The organism is Pseudomonas sp. MYb60, from assembly GCF_002979555.1.
Taxonomy (GTDB): domain Bacteria; phylum Pseudomonadota; class Gammaproteobacteria; order Pseudomonadales; family Pseudomonadaceae; genus Aquipseudomonas.
Window position 1 is genome coordinate 39,469 of sequence record NZ_PCOZ01000022.1, and the last position, 21,229, is coordinate 60,697.

The 21,229-nt window shown below is 62.1% G+C and carries 22 protein-coding genes and 3 pseudogenes; 14 read left to right on the forward strand and 11 right to left on the reverse strand.

What is annotated here, in order from left to right; all coding sequences use genetic code 11:
- Positions 1-33 precede the first annotated feature (33 nt).
- On the reverse strand, positions 34-1,185 hold the full coding sequence (locus tag CQ041_RS23585; protein WP_105524793.1) for an MFS transporter: 1,152 nt from the start codon (positions 1,183-1,185) through the stop codon (positions 34-36).
- Positions 1,186-1,520: 335 nt separating this feature from the next.
- Between CQ041_RS23585 and CQ041_RS23590 the strand changes: the two genes are divergently transcribed.
- Together CQ041_RS23590 and CQ041_RS26325 are read left to right on the forward strand one after the other, a co-directional pair.
- Positions 1,521-2,504, forward strand: coding sequence for a diaminopimelate epimerase (locus CQ041_RS23590; RefSeq protein ID WP_105524792.1), 984 nt, complete (start codon positions 1,521-1,523; stop codon positions 2,502-2,504).
- A 16-nt stretch (positions 2,505-2,520) separates the two neighbouring features.
- Positions 2,521-2,691 (forward strand): hypothetical protein, encoded by a 171-nt coding sequence (locus CQ041_RS26325; protein WP_156088634.1) that lies wholly within the window; start codon positions 2,521-2,523, stop codon positions 2,689-2,691.
- A 93-nt stretch (positions 2,692-2,784) separates the two neighbouring features.
- Here the strand turns inward: CQ041_RS26325 and codA are convergent, their stop codons facing one another.
- The 3 genes from codA to CQ041_RS23605 all read right to left on the reverse strand — a co-directional run bounded on the left by codA (position 2,785) and on the right by CQ041_RS23605 (position 5,702).
- A complete protein-coding gene (gene codA / locus CQ041_RS23595; RefSeq protein ID WP_105524791.1) occupies positions 2,785-4,020 on the reverse strand; it encodes a cytosine deaminase in 1,236 nt (411 codons plus the stop codon).
- A 169-nt stretch (positions 4,021-4,189) separates the two neighbouring features.
- Positions 4,190-4,546, reverse strand: coding sequence for a 6-carboxytetrahydropterin synthase QueD (gene queD / locus CQ041_RS23600; RefSeq protein WP_008025299.1), 357 nt, complete (start codon positions 4,544-4,546; stop codon positions 4,190-4,192).
- 76 nt (positions 4,547-4,622) lie between these two features.
- Positions 4,623-5,702 carry a hypothetical protein gene (locus tag CQ041_RS23605; protein ID WP_105524790.1) on the reverse strand — a complete coding sequence of 360 codons (1,080 nt, stop codon included), beginning with the start codon at positions 5,700-5,702 and terminating at the stop codon, positions 4,623-4,625.
- Between the two features lie 149 nt (positions 5,703-5,851).
- Between CQ041_RS23605 and CQ041_RS23610 the strand changes: the two genes are divergently transcribed.
- From CQ041_RS23610 to CQ041_RS23625, 4 genes are read left to right on the forward strand one after another with little or no spacing between them, the layout of a single operon-like run.
- On the forward strand, positions 5,852-6,154 hold the full coding sequence (locus CQ041_RS23610) for a PepSY domain-containing protein (protein WP_105524789.1): 303 nt from the start codon (positions 5,852-5,854) through the stop codon (positions 6,152-6,154).
- Positions 6,154-6,465 (forward strand): PepSY domain-containing protein, encoded by a 312-nt coding sequence (locus CQ041_RS23615; RefSeq protein ID WP_105524788.1) that lies wholly within the window; start codon positions 6,154-6,156, stop codon positions 6,463-6,465. The genes CQ041_RS23610 and CQ041_RS23615 overlap by 1 nt, the downstream gene beginning before the upstream one ends.
- On the forward strand, positions 6,465-7,133 hold the full coding sequence (locus tag CQ041_RS23620) for a response regulator transcription factor (RefSeq protein ID WP_105524787.1): 669 nt from the start codon (positions 6,465-6,467) through the stop codon (positions 7,131-7,133). The genes CQ041_RS23615 and CQ041_RS23620 overlap by 1 nt, the downstream gene beginning before the upstream one ends.
- Positions 7,130-8,443: a sensor histidine kinase gene (locus CQ041_RS23625; RefSeq protein WP_105524786.1), complete on the forward strand. Its 1,314-nt coding sequence runs from the start codon at positions 7,130-7,132 to the stop codon at positions 8,441-8,443. The genes CQ041_RS23620 and CQ041_RS23625 overlap by 4 nt, the downstream gene beginning before the upstream one ends.
- A gap of 12 nt (positions 8,444-8,455) precedes the next feature.
- On the opposite strand, the gene CQ041_RS26935 is transcribed toward CQ041_RS23625, so the two are convergent.
- Both CQ041_RS26935 and CQ041_RS26940 read right to left on the reverse strand, forming a co-directional pair.
- Positions 8,456-9,211: a methyl-accepting chemotaxis protein gene (locus CQ041_RS26935; RefSeq protein WP_371923038.1), complete on the reverse strand. Its 756-nt coding sequence runs from the start codon at positions 9,209-9,211 to the stop codon at positions 8,456-8,458.
- A 102-nt stretch (positions 9,212-9,313) separates the two neighbouring features.
- Positions 9,314-10,603, reverse strand: a pseudogene (locus CQ041_RS26940) (HAMP domain-containing protein); the annotation flags it as partial.
- Positions 10,604-10,849: 246 nt separating this feature from the next.
- On the opposite strand from CQ041_RS26940, the gene CQ041_RS23635 reads away from it, so the two are divergent.
- The 5 genes and pseudogenes from CQ041_RS23635 (at position 10,850) to CQ041_RS23650 (ending at position 15,252) form a co-directional block, all read left to right on the forward strand.
- A complete protein-coding gene (locus tag CQ041_RS23635) occupies positions 10,850-12,169 on the forward strand; it encodes a Na+/H+ antiporter family protein (protein ID WP_163001930.1) in 1,320 nt (439 codons plus the stop codon).
- A 177-nt stretch (positions 12,170-12,346) separates the two neighbouring features.
- Positions 12,347-13,078, forward strand: a pseudogene (locus CQ041_RS26945) (cache domain-containing protein); the annotation flags it as partial.
- Between the two features lie 102 nt (positions 13,079-13,180).
- Positions 13,181-13,936: a methyl-accepting chemotaxis protein gene (locus CQ041_RS26950; RefSeq protein ID WP_371923040.1), complete on the forward strand. Its 756-nt coding sequence runs from the start codon at positions 13,181-13,183 to the stop codon at positions 13,934-13,936.
- A 10-nt stretch (positions 13,937-13,946) separates the two neighbouring features.
- Positions 13,947-14,069: pseudogene (locus CQ041_RS26655) on the forward strand (cytochrome c biogenesis protein DipZ); the annotation flags it as partial.
- Between the two features lie 115 nt (positions 14,070-14,184).
- Complete coding sequence (locus tag CQ041_RS23650; protein WP_105524782.1) at positions 14,185-15,252, forward strand: AI-2E family transporter; 1,068 nt, start codon at positions 14,185-14,187, stop codon at positions 15,250-15,252.
- A 19-nt stretch (positions 15,253-15,271) separates the two neighbouring features.
- Here CQ041_RS23650 and CQ041_RS23655 read toward each other — a convergent pair whose 3' ends face one another.
- From CQ041_RS23655 to CQ041_RS23665, 3 genes are all read right to left on the reverse strand, one after another.
- Positions 15,272-15,454: a hypothetical protein gene (locus CQ041_RS23655; protein ID WP_105524781.1), complete on the reverse strand. Its 183-nt coding sequence runs from the start codon at positions 15,452-15,454 to the stop codon at positions 15,272-15,274.
- 90 nt (positions 15,455-15,544) lie between these two features.
- Positions 15,545-15,739 (reverse strand): hypothetical protein, encoded by a 195-nt coding sequence (locus CQ041_RS23660; RefSeq protein WP_105524780.1) that lies wholly within the window; start codon positions 15,737-15,739, stop codon positions 15,545-15,547.
- A 220-nt stretch (positions 15,740-15,959) separates the two neighbouring features.
- Positions 15,960-16,319: a hypothetical protein gene (locus tag CQ041_RS23665; RefSeq protein ID WP_105524779.1), complete on the reverse strand. Its 360-nt coding sequence runs from the start codon at positions 16,317-16,319 to the stop codon at positions 15,960-15,962.
- Between the two features lie 157 nt (positions 16,320-16,476).
- On the opposite strand from CQ041_RS23665, the gene CQ041_RS23670 reads away from it, so the two are divergent.
- On the forward strand, positions 16,477-17,295 hold the full coding sequence (locus tag CQ041_RS23670) for a shikimate 5-dehydrogenase (RefSeq protein ID WP_105524778.1): 819 nt from the start codon (positions 16,477-16,479) through the stop codon (positions 17,293-17,295).
- Between the two features lie 115 nt (positions 17,296-17,410).
- Here the strand turns inward: CQ041_RS23670 and CQ041_RS23675 are convergent, their stop codons facing one another.
- On the reverse strand, positions 17,411-18,061 hold the full coding sequence (locus CQ041_RS23675; protein ID WP_105524777.1) for a YceH family protein: 651 nt from the start codon (positions 18,059-18,061) through the stop codon (positions 17,411-17,413).
- A 116-nt stretch (positions 18,062-18,177) separates the two neighbouring features.
- On the opposite strand from CQ041_RS23675, the gene CQ041_RS23680 reads away from it, so the two are divergent.
- Entirely contained in the window at positions 18,178-18,687 is a 510-nt protein-coding gene (locus CQ041_RS23680) for a DUF1993 family protein (RefSeq protein WP_105524776.1), read from the forward strand.
- A gap of 63 nt (positions 18,688-18,750) precedes the next feature.
- On the opposite strand, the gene sstT is transcribed toward CQ041_RS23680, so the two are convergent.
- A complete protein-coding gene (gene sstT, locus CQ041_RS23685; RefSeq protein ID WP_105524775.1) occupies positions 18,751-19,971 on the reverse strand; it encodes a serine/threonine transporter SstT in 1,221 nt (406 codons plus the stop codon).
- Positions 19,972-20,207: 236 nt separating this feature from the next.
- On the opposite strand from sstT, the gene CQ041_RS23690 reads away from it, so the two are divergent.
- Positions 20,208-21,229 (forward strand): MFS transporter (locus CQ041_RS23690; protein WP_105649059.1); only part of this gene is annotated, 1,022 nt, incomplete at its 3' end.

The window sequence follows — 21,229 nt, forward strand, 5'->3', positions numbered from 1 at the left end:
GTGCGTTGCTTGGGTCACACAGGCAGCGCAGATTCAGGCCCGCAGTATTTTTCCGCTCGCTGCCACCATCGCCAGTAACACGCCAATCAAGAGGAAGGCGGTGGCCAGGCTGCTGCCATGGGCGATGAAACCGATCATCGCGGGTCCGGCCAAAATGCCGGCGTATCCCAACGTGGTAATCGCAGGCACGGCGATGTGCTCTGGCATCACGTTCTGTTTGCCCACAGCGGTGTAAAGCACCGGCACAATGTTGGAACAGCCCGCCCCCACAAGTGCGTAACCCAGTAGCGACATTTCCCACGCCGCAGACAAGGTCGCAAGGAATATCCCCGCGGCTGCCAATGTACCTCCGGCCACAATCACCCGGGTCGCACCCAGCCGGCGCACGATCGTGTCACCGGTCAAGCGCCCGGCTGTCATGGTCAAGGCAAAGGCGGCGTAGCCCAGGCCTGCGTAGGCTTCATCCAGGCCACGTTCGGCGCTGAGGAACACGGCGCTCCAGTCCAGCACGGCACCCTCGGCCAGGAACACGATGAAACACAGGCACCCGATAAACAGCACCACGCCATGGGGTACGGCAAACGCCGGGCCAGAGCTTTCACTGCCATAGGGTAATAAATGCGGTGCCGCTTTGAGCAGGGCTGCGACCATGATGACGATCACCACAAAAGTGGCCTGCAACGGCGTAAGGCCCAGCCCCAGCAAAGCGGAAACACCCGCCGCGCCGACAATCCCCCCCAGGCTGAACAAACCATGAAACCCCGACATCATGGTTTTGCCACTGGCACGCTCGACGATCACCGCTTGCAGGTTGACGGTGGAGTCCACCGAGCCAAGGCCTGCGCCGAACAGGAACAGGCCCGCCATCAGCAGCGGAATTGAACTGACGGTGGCCAGCATCGGCAGCGCCAGGCAGATCAGGATTGTGCCGGCGCTCAGCACCCGTCGGCAGCCGAAGCGAGAGGCCAGCACGCCGGCAACCGGCATCGCGATAATCGAGCCCACCCCCAGGCACAACAGCAGCAGGCCGAGTGTTCCTTCATCGAGTTGTGCGCGGGCCTTGGCGTACGGAACCAGCGGCGCCCAGGCGGCAATACCGAAGCCTGCGATAAAAAATGCAATACGCGTCGACATTTGCTCCAGGCGCCCGGGAACCACGGGTGCGGAGGTGGGGATGGCAGTCATGAAAAGTCCTTGGTCTTGCGTTCAACGAACGATGTCCGGCGCGACATCCTTGCACATCAGGCCGTGGGGTGCGAGCCGGGACCCCTTGGGATTTGCCGCAGCGAAGATTATTTTTACCCGCATGGAACGCAACGGACGGTGGTTGCCACCCAAGGGTTATCGAATGTGTAGGAGGCGTTCGGGAAGGTGTGTAATCCTTGGGGAAATGGTCGACCCCCAGGTTTCTCCCGGGGATTACCACCTTCCAGACCGCTTCCCACCTGTAATACGCTGTCGTCCCTGTGTGTAGGCGAACGAGCGTATCACCCGATGAAGATTCACAAGCAGGCAGCGACATGACCCTGTTCTATGATGCCCGCGGCAATATCTACGGCGTCGTCAGTCCGGCGCAATTGCAAGAGAAGGGCATTGCTGTCGCGGGCAGCGCCGCCCAGGCAGCCTGTTCCCGTGAAGCCTGGACCCGCGCCGCGATAGCGTCGGAGTGCGAATGGGGAACGGTACCGCGTCCGCCAGGCGCCAAGGCCCATCGCTGCGATGGTTTGCTGGTTGGGCCGTTCCAGGCCGAACCGCCGTTTGACCTATTGATCGTCAACACCGACGGCTCGCTGGCCGAACGCAGTGGCAACGGCCTGACCATCTTCGCCCAGTCCCTGACTGACCAGGGACTGGTGAGCGCCCCCTGTGAGCTGCGGGTGCATCACGATAAGCCGGATACCGCCTCACCCGTCTGTACCCGGGTAGAACCTGCGATTTACGACGACACTGCGGGATTTTGGCTGGACCTGGGCGTGCCGGGGTTCGGGCCATCTGCGGTGGGCGCGCAAGGCGCTGATCCCGTGTTCCTGGGTGATACGCAGTTGAACCGCCTGAGCGCGCTGGTGGCGATCCATGCACAGTGGTCACACAGCCAGTTTGTGCGGGTGGGCAACCCCCATTGCGTCACCTTGCTCGAGCGGGCTTCAGCGCTGCCGGATAACTTGCAGATGCAGCAGGCGTTGTACGAACCGTTGAAAGCGATCGCGTTTGCCCCTCCAGAGGGCGGCGGCCGACCCTGTGTCAGCGGTATCAATCTGCAGTGGGCGGTTCGGGAGTCCTGCAATCGGATACTGGCGAGGGTGTTCGAACGAGGCGAAGGGCCCACGGCGTCCTCCGGAACCAGTGCCTCGGCAGTGGCGTGCGCGGCGTGGCGAGCGGGTTGGGTAGACGGTGGGGAGGTGGCGGTGGTCATGCCCGGAGGCACCGCGCCAGTGCGTTTGCATACGCAGGCGCGAGAATTGTTGGGCGTAAGCCTTTTCGGGGCTGCGCGGCCGCAAATCTGAGTTGAATTAACGGCTGATGCTGACCGATCACAGTGAGGAACTGGCGGCCCTGTTGGCGTTTCAGGAGGCGCGAAGCTGGCTGACGCAGGTACTGGAGCAGGCCTTTTTCAGTGACGACAAACCGGCCTGTTCATTGCGAGGGTGCTGGGTGAGCGTTCGCCTGATCGATGAACTCGCATGTTCGTGACCGGTCCCAGGTCGCCAGCATTCCCCCCCGCTGCACGACAAACCGGGGAGGGTGCAAGCGCTGGAGGTCGAGTCGATTGTCTAGGGGCAGGCGTTACACAAACTCCACCTGTGCCGGCTGCCGTTTCATCAGCACTTTGCCATGGCGGATTGAGTACAGCGGCAAGCCTTGGCTGCGGATGACCTCGTAATCGCTGTCGGCGGAAAGGATCAGCAGGTTCGCAGGTCGGCCGGCTTCCAGGCCGTAACGGTCACCCAGGGCCATGGCCTTCGCGCTGTTGTCGGTGACCAGGTCAAGGGCGCTTTGCAAGTTGCGATAGCCGAGCATGTGGCAGATGTGCAGGCCGGCTTCCAGCACGCGCAGGATATTGCCATTGCCCAGGGGGTACCAGGGATCGACGATGGAATCCTGGCCGAAGCACACGTTCATGCCGGCCTCCAGCAGTTCGTTGACCCGGGTCACGCCACGGCGTTTGGGGAAACTGTCGAAGCGGCCCTGCAGGTGAATACTCTCGGTCGGGCATGAGACGAAGCTGATGCCGGAGTGCCCCAGCAAGCGGAACAGTTTGGCGCAGTAAGCGTTGTCGTAGGAGCCCATGGCGGTGGTGTGGCTGGCGGTGACGCGATCGCCCATGTCGCGGCTGCGGGCTTCTTCGGCGAGGACTTCGAGGAAGCGCGAGTGCGGGTCGTCGGTTTCGTCGCAATGCACATCCACCAGGCAGCCGGTGCGTTCGGCCAGGTCCATGAGGAATTTCACTGAGCTGACGCCTTGGTCGCGGGTGTATTCGAAATGGGGGATGCCACCGATGACATCCGCGCCCAGGCGAATGGCTTCCTCCATCAGTGCGCGGCCATTGCGGTAGGACTCGATGCCTTCCTGGGGAAACGCGACGATTTGCAGGTCGATCAGGTGCGAGCTTTCCTCACGCACCTGCAACATGGCCTTGAGTGCAGTGAGGTCGGGGTCGGTGACATCGACGTGCGTGCGTACATGCTGGATGCCGTGCGCTGCGAGGGCCTGGATGGTTTTCTTGGCGCGAACCAGGGTGTCTTCGTGGGTGATGGTGGCCTTGCGTTCGCCCCAGCACTCGATGCCTTCGAACAGCGTGCCGCTCATGTTCCAGCGTGGTTCGCCCGCAGTGAGGGTGGCGTCGAGGTGGATGTGCGGTTCCACGAAAGGGGGGATGACCAGGTTGCCGGCGGCGTCCAGGTCATCCGCCTGTAGAACCGGCGTACTGGTCTGCGCTGTGATGCGGGCAATCCGGCCGTGTTCCAGGTGCAGATCATGCAGGCCTTCACGGTTGCGCAGGCGGGCGTTGATGATGTGCATGGTCAAGTTCCTCTTGGGCGAAAAACGGGCAGGCCTCTCGTATGCCTCGGCGTTCGGCGCCGGCATTCCTGCTTGTTGGAGACACTTGATCATATATGCACGACGCAGGCCGGTTTATTGGCCGGGCACAAAAAAACCACCGCAAGGGTGGTTTTTTCACAACGCTGGCTTATTCGCCGCGATAGATGCAGCCGCTGGTGCAGGTCTCGTGGATGCGAATCGCGCTGAGTTCTGGCAGCAGGGGTTTCAACTCGACCCAGATCCACTTGGCCAGCACTTCGCTGGTCGGGTTTTCCAGGCCAGGGATGTCGTTGAGGTAGTTGTGGTCGAGGCGCTCGTAGAGCGGCTTGAAAATCGCCTTGATCTCCGAAAAGTCGCGAATCCAGCCGGTATGGGGATCCAGGTCGCCGCTCAGGTGGATGGCCACCTTGAACGAATGCCCGTGCAGGCGCCCGCATTTATGGCCCTCCGGCACGTGGGGCAGGCGGTGGGCGGATTCGAAGGTAAATTCTTTGAAGATTTCCACAGTGTTTTCAGCTCGGTCAGTATCTGGCAGGCGGCGAGTTTAACAGCTTGATCCCTCGCCGCGCATACCGTCCCTCCTACAGGACCTGCAATCGCTCGCCCAACTTTGCGTTATCGGCCAACTCCAGAAACTCATCCCCCAGCCGCCGGCTTTCGCTCATCGCGGTTTGCCAGTACTTGTTGCGGCTGCGGTCGTCGCCCATGAAGCGCTTGAAGTCGCTGCGGTCCGGCAGTTTGCCGTGGGGCAGGCGGGCCAGGTAGTCCCTGGACGGCGCGAGCAACAACACATCCTGCAAGCCTTGCTGGCTGCTGCGGCGCCACGGCAGGCCCTTGTCGAACCAGCCAGGGATGACCCGGTCGGTGAAGTGCGGGTACAGCACGATGTCATCGCCGTGGTAGGGCAGGTCGAGGTGATAGTCCAGAAGACCGCCATCTCGGTAGGTGCCGGCACCGGCGCCGGGCAGGTCGCGCACGCCCTGCATCACCATGGGGATCGAGCCCGATGCGAGCAACGCCTGGCGCAGGTTGCCCAGCTCGAGGTTCAGGAAGCGCGACGGGAAGTCCTTCAGCGGATGCACCGGCGGTGCCTGGCGCGGGTCGTGGATGATCAGCCGTTCGAAATGCCGCGACAGCCGCGCGCGACCCCGCAGGTTATCGGCGATCACCGACGATAAACCCAGGCCCAGGCGGCCGCGGTGGTCGTCGGCGAGCAAACCGTGGCTTTTGACCACCATGATGTTGAGGCGATAGCCGGGGTTGTCCAGCACGCGGGCGTCACGGCCGGCCAACAGGTCGTCGAGCATGCGCTGGCAGCTGCGGCTGACCTCGGCCATCGTCACGCCCTTGGCGAAGCGTTGTTCGTTGTACAAACGGCCAAGGTCCAGCAGGCCTTGCACCGGGTCCGGCAGGCAGGCGCTGGCGAACCGCCAGGATCCAATGGACGCGCCGATCAGTGCGCGCTCCCGCGGCGCACGGGGCAGCCAGTCGCCGAACAGCGCCAGGTCCAGGCCCTGAATACCCAGCGCCTTGGGGCCGCCGGCAGCACCGGGGAGGATGCCCACGTCGGAGGGTGTGAGGCCTTGTTCACGAATGCGCGTGAAGGCGCGCTTGCCTGCCTTGAGCGTCAGGGCGGGGAATTTGATCTGGATGGCGGTCATGGCGGCCTCTGTTGCAGCGATCGGGCGATTATAAGAAAAACCTTGGAACAATGAGTTGGGAAATTGCCATGGTGGCAATTCAGTTTCAGTTAAGTTGCAGGGCGTACCGTGGCTGGCGTAGGAAAAACATCGTGTAACGGAGACTTATCATGAAACGCCTCACAGCCCTGGTCGCCGCCGCTATCATCGCCTGCACGGCGAACCAGGCCGGAGCCGTTGACCCCGACAAGCGCCTGAAAGTGCCCGCCACTGTTACCATTGTCGCCTTCGACCAACTGGAAGCGGCGGCCCTGGCCCTGCATCCCGGCTCGACCTTGCTGGACACCGACCTGGACGAGGAGTACGGCAAGTACGTCTATGAAGTCGAGCTGGAAGATGCCCATGGCGTCGAATGGGACGTTGAATTGGACGCGCTTACCGGGCGCGTGCTCAAGAATCATCAGGATACGTAATGAAGGTAAATTTACGCGCCAGCGGTCGTGTGGCCTTAGTGCTCATGGCGTTCTGCTCAAGCCTGGCGGCCCGTGACCTCAACCAGGATGAAGCCCTGGCGCTGCGCCAGCAGGGAGTGATCCTGCCGCTGGAGCAACTGTTGCAGCAGGCCATGGCGCGCTACCCAGGCTCCCGGTTGCTGGAGGCCGAGCTGGAAAAAAAGCACGGCCGATATGCTTATGAAGTCGAACTGGTGACCACCGAAGGCGTGGTGCGCGAGATCAAGCTGGACGCCAGCACCGGTGTGCTGATCAAAGACGAGGAAGACTGATGCGCCTGCTCCTGGTGGAAGACAACGTACCCCTGGCCGACGAATTGCTGGCTGGCCTGCAACGCCAGGGCTACGCCGTCGATTGGCTGGCCGACGGCCGCGACGCCGCGTACCAGGGCCGCAGCGAGCCCTATGACTTGATCATCCTCGACCTTGGGTTGCCCGGCTTGCCCGGGCTCGAGGTGCTGGCACAGTGGCGTGCCGCCGCGCTGGCCACCCCGGTTCTGATCCTTACCGCCCGGGATTCCTGGGCCGAGCGGATTGAAGGGCTCAAGGCCGGCGCCGACGATTACCTGGCCAAACCCTTCCACCCGGAAGAACTGCACCTGCGCATCCAGGCGTTGCTGCGCCGCTCCCACGGCCAGGCCAACCAGCCCACCCTGCAAGCCGCCGGCCTGCACCTGGACGAGGGCCGGCAGTGCGTCCTGCGTGATGGCGATGAAATCCAGCTGACCGCCGCCGAGTTCCGTCTGTTGCGCTATTTCATGCTGCACCCCGAGCAGATCCTGTCCAAAGGCCATCTGGCCGAACACCTTTACGACGGCGAGACCGAGCGCGATTCCAACGTGCTGGAAGTCCACGTCAACCACCTGCGGCGCAAACTGGGCCGCAGTGTGATCGAGACCCGGCGCGGCCAGGGTTACCGGTTTGGCGCCAGCCCTGCATGAGGTCCATCCAGCGACGCTTGAGCCTAGGGCTGATCAGCGTGATGGTGATCGTCGGCGTGGTGCTGGCGCAAACCAGCCTGTGGCTGTTCGAAGCCGGCCTGCAACGTTACCTCGAAGCCGGGCTGCGCAATGATGCCGAGAACCTGCTGGTGGCACTGGTGCGCGGGCCCAACGGTGTACAACTGGACGAACAGCGCCTGTCGCCCGCCTATCAACGGCCGTTTTCCGGGCATTACTTCCGCATCGATTTTGCCGACAATCACTGGCGCTCGCGCTCGTTGTGGGACCAGGAATTGCCGAAACTGCCCGAAGCCGGAATCAAGGGCAACCTGCAACTGGGCCCGGAAGGCCAGCAATTGCTGGTGTTGCGCTCGGACTACAAGCGCTTTGGCCAGTCGATTTCCATCAGCGTGGCCCAGGACTACACACCGGTGCGGGAAAGCTTTCGCCTGATGCGTCAGATCGGTCTGGTGCTGGGGCTGGCAGCGTTGCTGTTGGTGTTGATCCTGCAACGGGTCACAGTGCGCCGCGCCTTGCGCCCGCTGGAAACCGCGCGCAACCAGATCGCCCAACTGCAACAGGGTCAGCGCTCGCAGCTCGACACTCAGGTGCCGCTGGAACTGGAGCCGCTGGTGGCACAGATCAACCACCTGCTTGCTCACACCGAAGACAGTCTCAAACGTTCGCGCAATGCCCTCGGCAACCTTGGGCATGCCCTCAAGACGCCGCTGGCGGTGCTGTTGAGTGCTGCGTCGAACGACGCACTCAAGGATCATCCTGAGTTGAGCAAACTCTTTCGCGATCAGCTTGAGCAGGTGCAGCAGCGCCTCAATCGTGAGCTCAACCGCGCCCGTCTGGCCGGTGAAACCCTGCCGGGGGCGCTGTTTGACTGTGACAAGGAACTGCCCGGGCTGTTGGCCACCCTCAACATGATCCACGGCGAGCACCTGGACCTCACTTACCATGCCGCCCCCGGCCTGCAACTGCCTTGGGACCGTGAAGACCTGCTGGAACTGCTGGGCAATCTGCTCGATAACGCCTGCAAATGGGCCGACGCCGACGTGCGCCTGAGCATCGGCGAGACGGCGCACGGCTATCAATTGGCAGTCGAAGACGATGGCCCCGGCATTCCCGAAACCCAGCGCGACCAGGTTTTCAGCCGAGGCACGCGCCTGGACGAGCAGATCGACGGCCATGGCCTGGGGCTGGGGATCGTGCGGGATATCGTCGAGGTGTGGGGCGGGGTGTTGCAGTTGCAGGAAAGCGAGCTGGGCGGCTTGAAAGTCTTGATCGAGCTGCCCAGGCACTGACCCTGCACCGGGTTATACGCGGAACTGGTCCATCAAGCCCTGCTGCTGGTTCGCCAGGCTGTTCAACGCCTGGCTCACCCGCGCCGATTCATTGGCTTGTTCCGACAACGATTCGGTCACATCCCGAATCGTCGCCACGTTGTTGTTGATTTCCTCGGCCACCGCGCTCTGCTCTTCGGCGGCGCTGGCGATTTGCAGGTTCATGTCACTGATCACCGTCACCGCGTCGCCAATCTGGCGCAGGGCGGTGACCGCCTGGCCGACCTGCTCGACGCTGCCCTGGGCCTGGCGATAGCTGTTGCCCATGGCGTCGACTACGTCCGTGGTGCCGGCTTGCAAGTGTTCGATCACCACGCGGGTTTCTTCCACCGATTCCTGAGTGCGTCGCGCCAGGTTGCGCACTTCGTCGGCCACCACTGCAAACCCACGGCCGGCCTCACCCGCGCGGGCGGCTTCGATGGCGGCGTTGAGGGCCAGCAGGTTGGTCTGCTCGGCGATGCCCCGGATGACTTCCAGCACCGAACCGATTTTTTCGCTGTTGGCGGCCAGGCCTTCAACCTGGGTCATGGCGGTGCTCATGTCGGCCGCCAGGTGACCGATGTTGGTGGTGGTGCGGTCGATCACGGTCAGGCCGTCGCGGGTGGCCTGGTCGGCATCGCGTGCGGCTTGCGCGGCCTGGGCTGCGCTGCGCGCCACGTCTTGCGCGGTCGCGCTCATTTCGTGGGAGGCGGTGGCCACCTGGTCGACCTGGCGGTACTGCTGCTCCATGCCCGCACTGGTTTCGGTGGCAATCGCGGCGGATTGGTCGGCGGTGCCACGGGCATCCTGCACCGAGCGCTTCACTTCGCTGATGATCGGCTGCAGCTTGTCGAGGAAGCGGTTGAACCAGCCGGCCAATTGGCCCAATTCGTCTTTTTTGTCATAGGCCAGGCGGCGGGTCAGGTCGCCTTCGCCGCTGGCGATGTCTTCAAGCATGTGCGCCACGCCGAGGATTGGGCGGGTCACGCTGCGTGCCATCAGCCACACCAGCACCAGGCCGAGTACCGCTGCGAGCAGACCCAAGCCCAGTTCCAGCAGGGTGCCGCGGGTGTTGTCGGCGTCCAGTTTGGCCTTGAGGGTTTCGGCCGGGCCTACCAGGACTTTTTCCGGCACATTCAGCAATACGCCCCACGGCTTGCCATCCGGAATCGGCGCGAACGGCGCCAGGACCTTGAGTTGCTGGCCGGCGCGTAGGCTGCGGATTTGCGCGCTGCTGTTCAGCGCTGTGATCAATTGCGCGCCGCTGACGGGATCGACCTGTTCCAGGTGCTGGCTGAGCTTGCTGGCATCCGGGCTGTAGCCGGCGAGCAAACCGGTAGGGCTGAGGATGCTGACCTGGGTCTGACCGTCATACAACTGTTGGCTGGCCTGTTGGCTCACGGCCTGCAGGCTGTTGAGGTTGATGTCTACCGACAACGACGCGATGACTTTGCCGTTGACCATCAGGGGGAAGACGATGCTGGTCATCAGCACGTTGTGCCCGTCAATCACGTAAAAGTACGGCTCGATCACACACGGCTTGAGGGTGGTGCGCGGGCAGGTGAACCAGGTGTTGGCCTTTTCTCCGCTGGGGCCGACGCGCGTGTCGGACATGTCGCTTTCCGGCAGGGCCATCGAACTCAGCGTGCCCGGGGCTGGTTGTGACCAATACAGGGCAAAGCGGCCTTTATCGTTGCTGCCCAGTTCGCCCTGGTCGGCGAACAGCTCATCCTTGCCGTCCAGGGCATTGGCTTCGAACACCAGGGACAGGCCCAACAGGTCAGGGTTGGCCTGAAGTGCGGCCTTGACCTGACGAGTCAGGTCTTCACGGGTGTCGAAGGCATCGAGAAAGCGCTTCTCGGCCTGTTCGCGCAGAAACAGCACCTGGCGGGAAAAACCGTGGCCGTATTGATAGGCGTCCATGAACTGTCGCCGAATGCCCAGTGCCTGCACTTCGCCTTGCGCCTCGATACGCGCCTGGGCGCTCTCGTTGAGCATCTGCATGCTGGAGGCCTTGACCTGTTCCGAGCTCTGCGCCATGCGATACAGCGACAGACCCACCAGCAGGGTCACGATTCCCAGCAGGCATAGGCCGGCGAGCAGGGTGATTTTCCATTGAATGGAGAGCTGTCTGAGGGACATCGAGGAGCATCCTTACTTGAAAACCACAAAGAGTCAGGTTATCGGCCGATTTTCCGGGTTCTTTATTGTTCAAACATTCAATTTAATCTTGTTTGGCTGTCCCGGGGTTTTGACATGTGAACCCGCGTCCGGCACAGTGCGCGCCCTCTAATAAGACCTCCTTCAAGCCTGCACGCTGGCAACCATCCATGGACTGCCCGGGCGCGGGCATGCCTGTTTTTATTGTTTCTGCTTGAGGTAAACATGATTAACGCAGTCATTGCCGCGGTCGGCACCATGCTGGTGCTCAGCCTGTCCCGCGTGCATGTGGTCATCGCCATCATTGTCGGCGCGCTGGTGGGCGGGCTTACCGGTGGCCTGGGTATCGAAGCCACGCTCACTGCCTTCAACGGCGGGTTGGGTGGGGGCGCGACCGTGGCCTTGTCCTACGCCTTGCTCGGTGCTTTCGCGGTGGCGATTGCCAAGTCCGGCCTGGCTCACGCCCTGGCGGACAAGGCGCTGCTGCTGGTCGACCGCCAGGAAGCCAGCGGCGGCAGCCACGTCAAATGGCTGCTGATCGGTCTGCTGTGGGTGGTGGCGATTGCCTCGCAGAACATCCTGCCGATCCACATCGCGTTCATCCCGCTGCTGGTGCCGCCGTTGCTGTATGTGCTGACCAAGCTGCAACTGGATCGCCGCCTGATCGCCTGCGTGATGACCTTCGGCTTGATCACACCGTATATGTTTCTGCCGGTGGGCTTTGGCAACATCTTCCTCAACCAGATCCTGCTCGCCAACGTGGCCAAGAGCGGCGTGGACATCAGCGCCGTCAACGTCACCCATGCCATGAGCCTGCCGGCGCTGGGCATGGTGGTGGGCCTGCTGGTGGCGGTATTTGTCAGCTACCGCAAGAAACGCGTGTATGACCTGGAGAAAATCGAGCGGGTCGAGCAAGTGGCGGTGCAATACAACCCCCTGACCCTGCTGGTGGCCGGACTGGCGATTGCCTCGGCGTTCATTATCCAGTTGTGGCTGGACTCGATGATCATCGGCGCCCTGGCGGGCTTCCTGATTTTTTCGGTGTCGGGCATCGTGCGCTGGAGCGACACCGACGACCTGTTCACCGAAGGCATGAAGATGATGGCGATGATCGGCTTCATCATGATCGCGTCCTCAGGCTTTGCCGAAGTCCTCAAGGCCACCGGCGACGTGCGTTCGCTGGTGGAAACCTCGGCGGCGTTCATCGGACACAGCCGTGGCGTGGGGGCGTTGCTGATGTTGCTGGTGGGCCTGCTGGTGACCATGGGCATCGGCTCGTCGTTTTCCACGGTACCGATTCTCGCGGCGATTTTCGTACCGCTGTGTGTGCAACTGGGTTTCAGCCCGGTGGCCATCGTGTGCATCGTCGGTACGGCGGGCGCCCTGGGGGATGCCGGTTCTCCGGCATCCGATTCGACCCTCGGCCCGACCTCCGGCCTGAATATCGACGGCCAGCACCACCACATCTGGGACACAGTGGTACCGACCTTCCTGCACTACAACATCCCGTTGCTGGCGTTTGGCTGGTTGGCGGCGATGACCTTGTAGCGCCTCCTGAACAGCAAGCCAGCCCACTACAGAAACGTCCTGCGCAGCCGTTAACCTCTCAAGTCGCCACCAATAAGAGAGAAAACCATGCGTCTGAGTCTGAAGGCCAAAGTCCTGTCGCTGGCCATCGTGCCGGTATTGCTGTTCGCCGTGGTCATCAGCCTGACCACGGTGTGGATGCTCCAGGGCCAGGCGCGCAATGAGGTGGAAGAAACCCGGCAGCGCCTGCTCAACGACGCCAAGGCCACGCTGCAAAGTTATGTCGAAGTGGCCATGAGCACCATCAAGCCGCTCTACGACGCTGCTGCCCCTGGCGATACCGCCGCACGTGCCCAAGTGGTCAAGTTGCTGTCCAACACGGGCTACGGCAAGGACGGTTATTTCTTCGGCTATGACTCCGAGACCATCCGCCTGTTCAAGGGCAATAGCCCTGACGGCGTGGGCAAAAGCTTCAAGGACAACCGCGACCCCAACGGCGTCTACGTCAACCGCGACCTGGTCAAGGTCGGCAAGGATGGCACGCACTACCTGCAATACAGCTCGACCCAGCCGGGTCAAACCGAGTTGGTGCCCAAGCTCGGCTACACCGAATACTTGCCCAAATGGGACATGGTGATCGGCACCTCGGTGAACCTGGACGGCATCGAAGCCCAGGTGGCGGTGGTCGAGGCCAAGGTGCAGGCGCGCATGGAAGGGGTGTTGTTGAGCATCCTTGGGGTGGCCGCGGTGGTCCTGCTGGTGATCGCTGCCGTGGGCATGCTGCTGGCCAATGCCATCCTGCGGCCTTTGCACCTGATGAAGGCCAACCTTGACGACATTGCCGCCGGTGAAGGCGATTTGACCCGCCGCCTGGTGATCAGCAGCCAGGACGAGCTGGGCGATTTGGCCGGCGCATTCAACCGCTTTGTCGACAAGATCCACGGTCTGGTCCGCCAGATCACTGAAATGACCGGCCAGCTTACCGGGCTGGTCAGCCAGGTTTCCGATCAGGCTCAGCGCTCCGAACACGCCATGGAGCGCCAGCGCCAAGAGACCGATCAGGTGGCGACGGCGATCAACCAGATGTCTTCCGCTGCCCACGAAGTGGCGCGCAGTGCCCAGGGCGCTGCCGTCGCCGCGCAACAGACCGACGCCGAAGGCCAGGCGGCCAAGCGCGTGGTCGACGGCAGCATCGCGCAGATTCATGCGCTGGTCAGCGATATCCGCAGCAGCGGTGTGTCTCTGGACAGCTTGCAGCAGGACGTGTCGTCGATTGTCAGTGTGCTCGGGGTGATCCGCTCCATTGCCGAGCAGACCAACCTGCTGGCACTCAACGCGGCGATCGAAGCCGCGCGGGCAGGGGAGGCCGGCCGTGGTTTTGCGGTGGTGGCCGACGAAGTCCGCGCCCTGGCCAGCCGCACTCAGACCAGTACCCAGGAAATCCAGGGCATGATCGACCGTCTGCAAAAAGGCACGCTCGCCGCTGTGGAGGCGATGCGCCGTTCCAGCGATGCCGGCGACGGCACGTCGGCCCAGGCCAACCAGGCTGGCGCGTCGCTGGACACCATGGCCCAACTGATTGGCACCATCAACTCAATGAACGCGCAAATTGCCAGTGCTGCCGAAGAGCAGACTGCCGTGGCCGAAGAGATCAACCGCAGCGTGCATCAGATTGCCGTGGCGGTGGACAGCGTGGCCGATGAAACCCAACTCGGCGCGCAGACGTCTCGCAGTCTGGCGGAGCTTGGGCAGCGGTTGGGGCAGTTGGTCGGGCAGTTCAGGATCTGAACCCTGTCGCAGCCTTCTCTATGTAAAGGCGTGGGCCAGCAAGTACGCGAAAGAAGGGCTTGTGGTCATCGGCGTACACACCCCGGAATACGACTACGAGCACATCAGCGACAACGTCAGGGACCAGGCGCGGGCGTCTGAGTGAAGCGGTCTATGCTTGTTCGATAAACAAGGGCACTCCCGGGTTTGGCTGCGGACTAAGCATCAGGGCCGACGAGGGCCCTTTGCTTTTTTGACATGGACCGGACATGAACCAAACCAACCTGCAATTCAAGACCCTGCTGTTGTTGCTGGCGCTGGTGACCGTCGCCTTTATCTGGATATTGCTGCCGTTCTACGGCGCGGTGTTCTGGGCGGTCATCCTCGGCATCATCTTTGCCCCGATGCAGCGCCGCTTGCAGCAGCGTTTTGGCTGGAACCGCAACCTCACGTCCCTGACCACCTTGATGGTGTGCCTGATCATCGCGATCTTGCCGGTGATCATCACCAGCGCGTTGCTGGTGCAGGAGGGGGCGACGCTCTACAAGAACGTCGAAAGCGGCAAGCTGGACGTCGCGGCCTACATCGAGCAATTCAAGAACTTCCTGCCGCCTTACTTCCAGCACCTGCTGGACCGTTTTGGCATGGGTAACCTGGAAGGGCTGCGCGAAAAGATCGTCAAGAGCGCGATGCAGGGCAGCCAGTTTTTCGCCACTCAAGCATTCAGTTTTGGGCAGGGGACGTTCGATTTTCTGGTGAGCTTTTTCATCATGCTGTACCTGCTGTTTTTCCTGCTGCGTGACGGCCCGGAACTGGTGCGCAAGGTGCGCCTGGCGGTGCCGCTGGCCGAACCGCAAAAGCGTCGCCTGCAGCTCAAGTTCAATCGGGTGGTGCGTGCGACGGTCAAGGGCAACGTACTCGTCGCCGTCACCCAGGGTGCGCTGGGCGGCTTGATTTTCTGGTTCCTGGACATCCCCAGCGCGTTGCTCTGGGCGGTGCTGATGGCGTTTCTGTCACTGTTGCCAGCGGTGGGGGCGGGTATTGTCTGGGGGCCCGTGGCCGTCTACTTCCTGTTGAGCGGCTCGGTCTGGCAGGGCGTGGTGCTGGGCTTGTTCGGCGTGTTCGTGATCGGCCTGGTGGACAACGTGCTGCGCCCGATCCTGGTGGGCAAGGACACCAAAATGCCGGACTACCTGATCCTGATCTCGACCTTGGGCGGGTTGTCGGTGTTCGGCCTCAACGGATTTGTGATCGGGCCGCTGGTGGCCGCGTTGTTCATTTCCAGCTGGGCGCTGTTTGTGGAAAGCAAGCCGCGGGTCAAGTTGCCGCTGCCATGATGCTTAGCTGCCATGATGCTTAGGCGTGCAGCCTGAACGTCGACGCCTGACGCAGTTGTTGCTCGGCGGCGGACAACGAGGTGAGCGGGCCGCTGATGGGCTCGCCATCGCTGACCAGGTACCAGCAGGCAAGTAGACCCAGCTCACGAAGCGGGGCGGGAACGGCGCTGCCGATGACGGACATGATGTGTACAGTAGGCATAAGGACCTCCAATTGCTATGGGGGTTACCTTACGGGGCCGAGGCGCGTAGGAAAAATCACCTGGGTCGATAGTGGACATTGACGCAAGCGTCAGTCCACCACTTGATCGAGCATCGCCACTACTTCCTGTTCATTGAGCAACCCTTTGCGCACCAGGTTTTCCGCCAGCAAGGCGAGGAACTTGGCGCTGCGGTGGCCTTCCAGGTGCTTGAGTTCGGTCAGCGCACTGTAGACCTTGCTGGACGTACACAGGCCAGCGGTGCGGTGCGGGTTTTGCGTGGGCATGGTCAGTCGTCCTTATTGTTATTCGATAGTGGAAGCATCGCGTGACACAAACATGACAGCGCAAGGGCGGTTCGGGCAAGTAGACATTGGTGTTGATGATGTGCGATTGCGACTTCTCCATTGTCCTCAAAACGACATTGACGCGATAAAATCGGTCTTTTTCCCGCAAAAAAAAGGCCTCGCGAGTCAGCGAGGCCTGTATCAGACGGTGCGGCCCGGGTTACCAGCCGCGACCGTAATAGCCGTGGGGCGGGCCGTAGTAACCGCGAGGCGGGCCGTAATACACCGGTGCCGGGCGGTAGTAGACCTGTTGTTGCACGTACACCGGCGGTGGCGGTGCGTAGTAGACCGGCGGCGGCGCGGCGTACACCGGTTGCGGCTGCACATACACCGGCTGCTGTTGCACGTAGACTTCACGGGGTTGGTTGGCTACCACGGAGCCTACGACAGCGGCGCCGACCAACGCACCCAGGACGGCCGGGCCACCCCATCCACCACCACCGTGGGCGGAGGCCTGGCCTGCCATAGCGAGTGCACCGATCAGCAAGGCAATCTTGGGGATTTTACGAATCATGGTCATTCCTCGGTTAGCCCCTGCGCTTGTGGTCTGCAATCAAATCGACTCAAGGATTGTCGCGGGGATACTTTTAAGACAACGTATTTCTGAAAAACAGCACAGCCGCTGGGTAAAGGTTGTGTAAGGTCTGTACCGATTTGCTTACTTCAAGGAGTTATCCATGCAGATGCACCCCAACAAGGACACCCAACTGTGCATGTCACTGTCGGCGCGTCCCGGGAATTTTGGCCTGCGTTTTCATAACCACCTGTACGAACAGTTGGGCCTGAACTTCTACTATAAAGCCTTCAGCAGCCAGGATTTGCCCGGCGCGATCGGCGGCATTCGCGCCCTCGGGGTGCGGGGTTGCGGGGTTTCCATGCCGTTCAAGGAAGCAGCGATTGCCTTGGTGGACGAACTGGACGATTCGGTCCAGGCCATCGACTCGTTGAACACCATCGTCAACACCAATGGCCACCTCAAGGCCTACAACACCGACTACATCGCCATCGAGCAATTGCTGAAAACACACCAGGTGCCGAAGGATTTTTCCTTCGTCCTGCGCGGCAGCGGCGGCATGGCCAAGGCCGTGGCCAGCGCGTTGCGTGATGGCGGCTATGCCAATGGCGTGATCGTTGCGCGCAACGAGGCGGCGGGCCGGGCATTGGCGCAGAACCTGGGCTATGAATGGCGGGCTGAAGTGGCCGAGTTGCGCCCGCAGATGGTGATCAACGTGACGCCCATCGGCATGACCGGCGGGGCAGAGGCGGATGCATTGGCATTCGATGCAGAGGTGGTGGATGCTGCCGACACTGTATTCGATGTAGTGGCGATCCCCGCTGAAACGCCATTGATCGTGCGCGGAAGGGCCAAGGGTAAGCGGGTGATCACTGGGCTGGAAGTGATAGCCATCCAGGCCCTTGAGCAGTTCGTGCTCTACACCGGAGTGCGGCCCACGCATGAGCAGTTCGAGAGAGCAGTCGCCTTCGCCCGCACCTGATGCGTGCACGAACCCAGTGTGGGAGGGCGCTTGACCCGATGGCGGTCTATCAGGCACCGATGTTTAGCCTGTCAAACCGCCATCGCCGGCCAGCCAGCGCCCAGCGTTGACTGCGTTATGCCTGTTCCAACTGCGTCAGCCGCTCTTCCAGGGCGGCAATCCGCGCTTCCAGCTCCTCGATGCGATCCACTGAAACACCTGCCGTCGCCCGTTCAACCGGGCTCCCACGCGCTGCGATAATCGCCTCGATCTCCGCCGGATCCCCCAACGCGTGGGTATAGCGATCTTCCCGTTGTCCAGCCTGACGCGGCACCAACAACGCCAGCCCGCGCGCGATCAGGCGCTCCAGCTGATGCACGACCTGCTCGGCGTCTTCAAAATCGTGCATGCGCCCGCTGCGGGTCAGCAGTTCATTGACGGTTTGCGGGCCGCGCAAAAACAGCAATCCGGTCAGGATCACCTGGGCGGGCACCAGTTCCAGCGCCTTGTCCACGCGATGCTCCCAGCGGTCGGCCCGGCTGCCCATCACCAGGCGCGTGAAACCCTGGCCTTCCAGCGCCCGCAGGCTCTGGCCGACCTGGCCCTGGCTGAGGTTCATCACCGGCTCGCGGCTGGTCTTCTGGTTGCAGGCCAGCACCAGTGCGTTGAGGGTCAGGGGGTAGGTTTCCGGGTTGGTCGCCTGTTTTTCGATCAGGCAGCCCAGGATGCGGATTTCCGTGCCGTTCAGGCGCGGCTCAGGAGTGTCGGTGTCGTGCTCGGCGGTCATCGCGCTTTCCCTATGCAGTGAGCCACCTAGCGTAATCCTGAAAATTTAAAAGACAAGCGCCTGGCGCGTCTATAATCGTCGCCTGTTCAAACCGTGCCATTACCCATGAGACTGCCATGACCATTTCCCTGTACGCCGCTTCCATCCCCGTCTTCAAGCAAATGCTCACCGCCCTGAGCGGCGTGCTGGCCAAGGCTGAAGCCCACGCCACCGCCAAGAACATCGAGCCGAACGCCTTGCTGCAAGCGCGTCTGTTCCCGGACATGTTCCAACTGGTACGCCAAGTGCAGATCGCCGTCGATTTCGCCAAAGGCGTTTCCGCCCGCCTGGCAGAGATCGAAGTGCCTAAATACGAAGATGGCGAAGTGACCTTTGCCGACCTGCAAGCCTTGATCGCCAAGGTGCTGGCCTTTATCGACACCATCACCCCGGCGCAAATCGACGGCAAGGAAGGCATCGAGATCGTCACCCGGCCAGGCACGCCTAAAGAGAAGCGCTTCAGCGGCCAGTCCTACCTGCTGACCTACGGCCTGCCGCAGTTCTTCTTCCACGTCACCACCGCTTACGCCTTGCTGCGTCACAACGGTGTGGAAGTGGGCAAGCGCGATTACATGGGCGCGTTCTAAGCGGCCAAGAAAAAGCCGGGGTGGTTCATTCAAGAACCACCCCGGCTTTTTTGTGCGCGCAGGTCAGGCTGGCTGTTCTTCCTTGCCCAAGCACGCCGCAGCGGTAAACAGCACGTCGGTGGACGAATTCAACGCGGTTTCCGCCGAATCCTGCAGCACGCCGATGATGAATCCGACCGCTACCACTTGCATGGCGATCTCGCTGGGAATGCCAAACAAGCTGCACGCCAGCGGGATCAACAGCAGCGAACCACCGGCCACACCTGACGCACCGCAGGCGCAGATGGCTGCAACCACGCTGAGCAGCACGGCGGTAGGCAAGTCGACAGCGATGCCCAGGGTGTGCACGGCGGCCAGGGTCAGCACGGTGATGGTGATCGCGGCGCCGGCCATATTGATGGTCGCACCGAGGGGGATCGATACCGAGTAGGTGTCTTCGTGCAGGCCCAGGCGTTTGCTCAACGCCAGGTTTACCGGGATGTTCGCCGCCGAACTGCGGGTGAAGAACGCGGTGATGCCGCTTTCCCGCAGGCACAACAGCACCAGCGGATAAGGGTTGCGGCGCAGCTTCCAGAACACGATGGCCGGGTTGACCACCAGCGCCACGAACAGCATGCAGCCGATCAGCACCACCAACAGGTGGGCGTAGCCGAGCAGGGCGCCGAAGCCGGACGTGGCCAGGGTAGAAGCCACCAGGCCGAAAATCCCCAGCGGTGCGAAGCGGATCACTACGCGCACAATCAGCGTGACGCCGTTGGACAGGTCGTCGAGCACGGTACGGGTGGTTTCACCGGCATGGCGAATAGCGACGCCCATGCCGATGGCCCAGGCCAGGATGCCGATGAAATTGGCATTCATCAGTGCACTCACCGGGTTGTCCACCACGCTCAGCAACAGGCTCTGCAGCACCTCGCCAATACCGCCTGGCGCGCTGACGGCCGCGTCATGGGTAGCGAGTACCAGCGACGACGGGAACCACATGCTGGCGATCACCGCTACGACGGCCGCGGCAAAGGTGCCCAGCAGGTACAGGAACAGGATCGGCTTGATGTGGGTTTCCTGGCCATGTTTATGGTTGGCGATCGACGCCATCACCAAGACAAACACCAGGATCGGCGCCACGGCCTTGAGCGCGGCGACAAATACCTTGCCGATAAACCCGGTGGCCTTGGCGGCCTCGGGCAGCCATAACGCCAGGAGAATGCCGGCGATCAGGCCGATGATGATTTGCGTCACCAGGCTGACACGTGCCAGTCGATGCAGGAGGGAAGGGGCAGCAGTCATAAACACTTGTCTCTAGTTTTTGGAGGCACAGCGGCACAGGCGGAAACGGCTGTAGGACGCGGATCGCGAAGTCTAGCATGCCGTAGGAAATGTCCTTTATGGTGCGGCATTGCGTCGCCCGCTTGTGTAGGTTTCATTAACCCCGCACAGACTCTGTTAATATTCCCCCCTCTCACTTTCCTGATCATCAGCGGGCCCCTTGGGCTGCCGTTGATGTTGTCGTTTCTGGAGTTTTCATGCTGTTCCCCATCCTGCTGCTGTCGGCCGCCGGCTTTACCGTGCTGACCACGGAATTCATCATCGTGGGCCTGCTGCCGTCCATTGCCCGGGACCTGAACGTCAGCGTGTCCCAGGCCGGGCTGTTGGTGACCCTGTTCGCATTTACCGTCGCCGCATTTGGCCCGTTTCTGACGGCGTACTGCGCGCGCTTCCCACGCAAGCGCCTGTTTATCGGCATTTTGATCCTGTTCGGCATTGCCAACACCGTGGCCGCACTGGCGCCGAATATCTGGGTGATGGCGGTGGCGCGGTTGATCCCCGCCCTGGGCTTGCCGGTGTTCTGGGCCTTGGCCAGCGAGACGGCGGTGGACATCGTCGGCCCTGAATACGCCGGGCGCGCCATCGAGAAAATCGGCTTCGGCATTGTCTGCGCCACCGTATTCGGCATTCCGGTGGGCACGCTGATCTCTGATATGTTCGGCTGGCGCACTGCGTTTGCCCTGCTCGCCGGAGTGTCGCTGGCCAAAGCGTTGCTGCTGTTCATCTACCTGCCCGTGACCCGGCCGAAGAACGATCACGTAACGCTGCGCGCGCAATTCAGGATCCTGCGCAACCCGCTCATGCAGGGGCATATCCTGTTGTCGATATTGGTTTTCAGCGGCATGTTCACGGCGTACACCTACCTGGCGGACATCCTTGAACGCCTGGCCGGCTTTGACGGCACATGGGTGGGCTGGTGCCTGATGGGGTTCGGCGCGGTGGGGTTGATCGGCAACGCGCTGGGCGGTCGCGCGGTGGACCGCCACCCGCTGATAGCGTCCATGATGTTTTGCGCCTTCATGATTGCAGGCATGGTTGCACTGGTGCCAGCGATCGATTCCTCGATTGGCCTTGCAGCAGCGCTGGCAGTATGGGGCGTGACCCAGGCCGCGATGTTCCTGGTCAGCCATGTGCGCCTGATGAAAGCCGCGCCCCAGGCCCCGGCATTTGCGGCATCGCTGAATATCGCCGGGGGCAACCTCGGGATTGGCCTGGGGGC

Excerpts from the sequence above, each read along its gene's own strand:
- CQ041_RS23605 (WP_105524790.1), bottom strand. The coding sequence starts at position 5,702 with ATGACCGCCATCCAGATCAAATTCCCCGCCCTGACGCTCAAGGCAGGC.
- CQ041_RS26325 (WP_156088634.1), top strand. The coding sequence starts at position 2,521 with ATGCTGACCGATCACAGTGAGGAACTGGCGGCCCTGTTGGCGTTTCAG.
- codA (WP_105524791.1), bottom strand. The coding sequence starts at position 4,020 with ATGCACATCATCAACGCCCGCCTGCGCAACCGTGAAGGCCTGCATGAT.
- CQ041_RS26935 (WP_371923038.1), bottom strand. The coding sequence starts at position 9,211 with ATGGAGCAGCAGTACCGCCAGGTCGACCAGGTGGCCACCGCCTCCCAC.
- CQ041_RS23610 (WP_105524789.1), top strand. The coding sequence starts at position 5,852 with ATGAAACGCCTCACAGCCCTGGTCGCCGCCGCTATCATCGCCTGCACG.
- CQ041_RS23675 (WP_105524777.1), bottom strand. The coding sequence starts at position 18,061 with ATGACCGCCGAGCACGACACCGACACTCCTGAGCCGCGCCTGAACGGC.
- CQ041_RS26950 (WP_371923040.1), top strand. The coding sequence starts at position 13,181 with ATGGAGCGCCAGCGCCAAGAGACCGATCAGGTGGCGACGGCGATCAAC.
- CQ041_RS23670 (WP_105524778.1), top strand. The coding sequence starts at position 16,477 with ATGCAGATGCACCCCAACAAGGACACCCAACTGTGCATGTCACTGTCG.
- CQ041_RS23625 (WP_105524786.1), top strand. The coding sequence starts at position 7,130 with ATGAGGTCCATCCAGCGACGCTTGAGCCTAGGGCTGATCAGCGTGATG.
- CQ041_RS23620 (WP_105524787.1), top strand. The coding sequence starts at position 6,465 with ATGCGCCTGCTCCTGGTGGAAGACAACGTACCCCTGGCCGACGAATTG.
- CQ041_RS23660 (WP_105524780.1), bottom strand. The coding sequence starts at position 15,739 with ATGCCCACGCAAAACCCGCACCGCACCGCTGGCCTGTGTACGTCCAGC.
- CQ041_RS23590 (WP_105524792.1), top strand. The coding sequence starts at position 1,521 with ATGACCCTGTTCTATGATGCCCGCGGCAATATCTACGGCGTCGTCAGT.
- CQ041_RS23650 (WP_105524782.1), top strand. The coding sequence starts at position 14,185 with ATGAACCAAACCAACCTGCAATTCAAGACCCTGCTGTTGTTGCTGGCG.
- CQ041_RS23585 (WP_105524793.1), bottom strand. The coding sequence starts at position 1,185 with ATGACTGCCATCCCCACCTCCGCACCCGTGGTTCCCGGGCGCCTGGAG.
- CQ041_RS23680 (WP_105524776.1), top strand. The coding sequence starts at position 18,178 with ATGACCATTTCCCTGTACGCCGCTTCCATCCCCGTCTTCAAGCAAATG.
- CQ041_RS23615 (WP_105524788.1), top strand. The coding sequence starts at position 6,154 with ATGAAGGTAAATTTACGCGCCAGCGGTCGTGTGGCCTTAGTGCTCATG.
- sstT (WP_105524775.1), bottom strand. The coding sequence starts at position 19,971 with ATGACTGCTGCCCCTTCCCTCCTGCATCGACTGGCACGTGTCAGCCTG.
- CQ041_RS23665 (WP_105524779.1), bottom strand. The coding sequence starts at position 16,319 with ATGACCATGATTCGTAAAATCCCCAAGATTGCCTTGCTGATCGGTGCA.
- CQ041_RS23655 (WP_105524781.1), bottom strand. The coding sequence starts at position 15,454 with ATGCCTACTGTACACATCATGTCCGTCATCGGCAGCGCCGTTCCCGCC.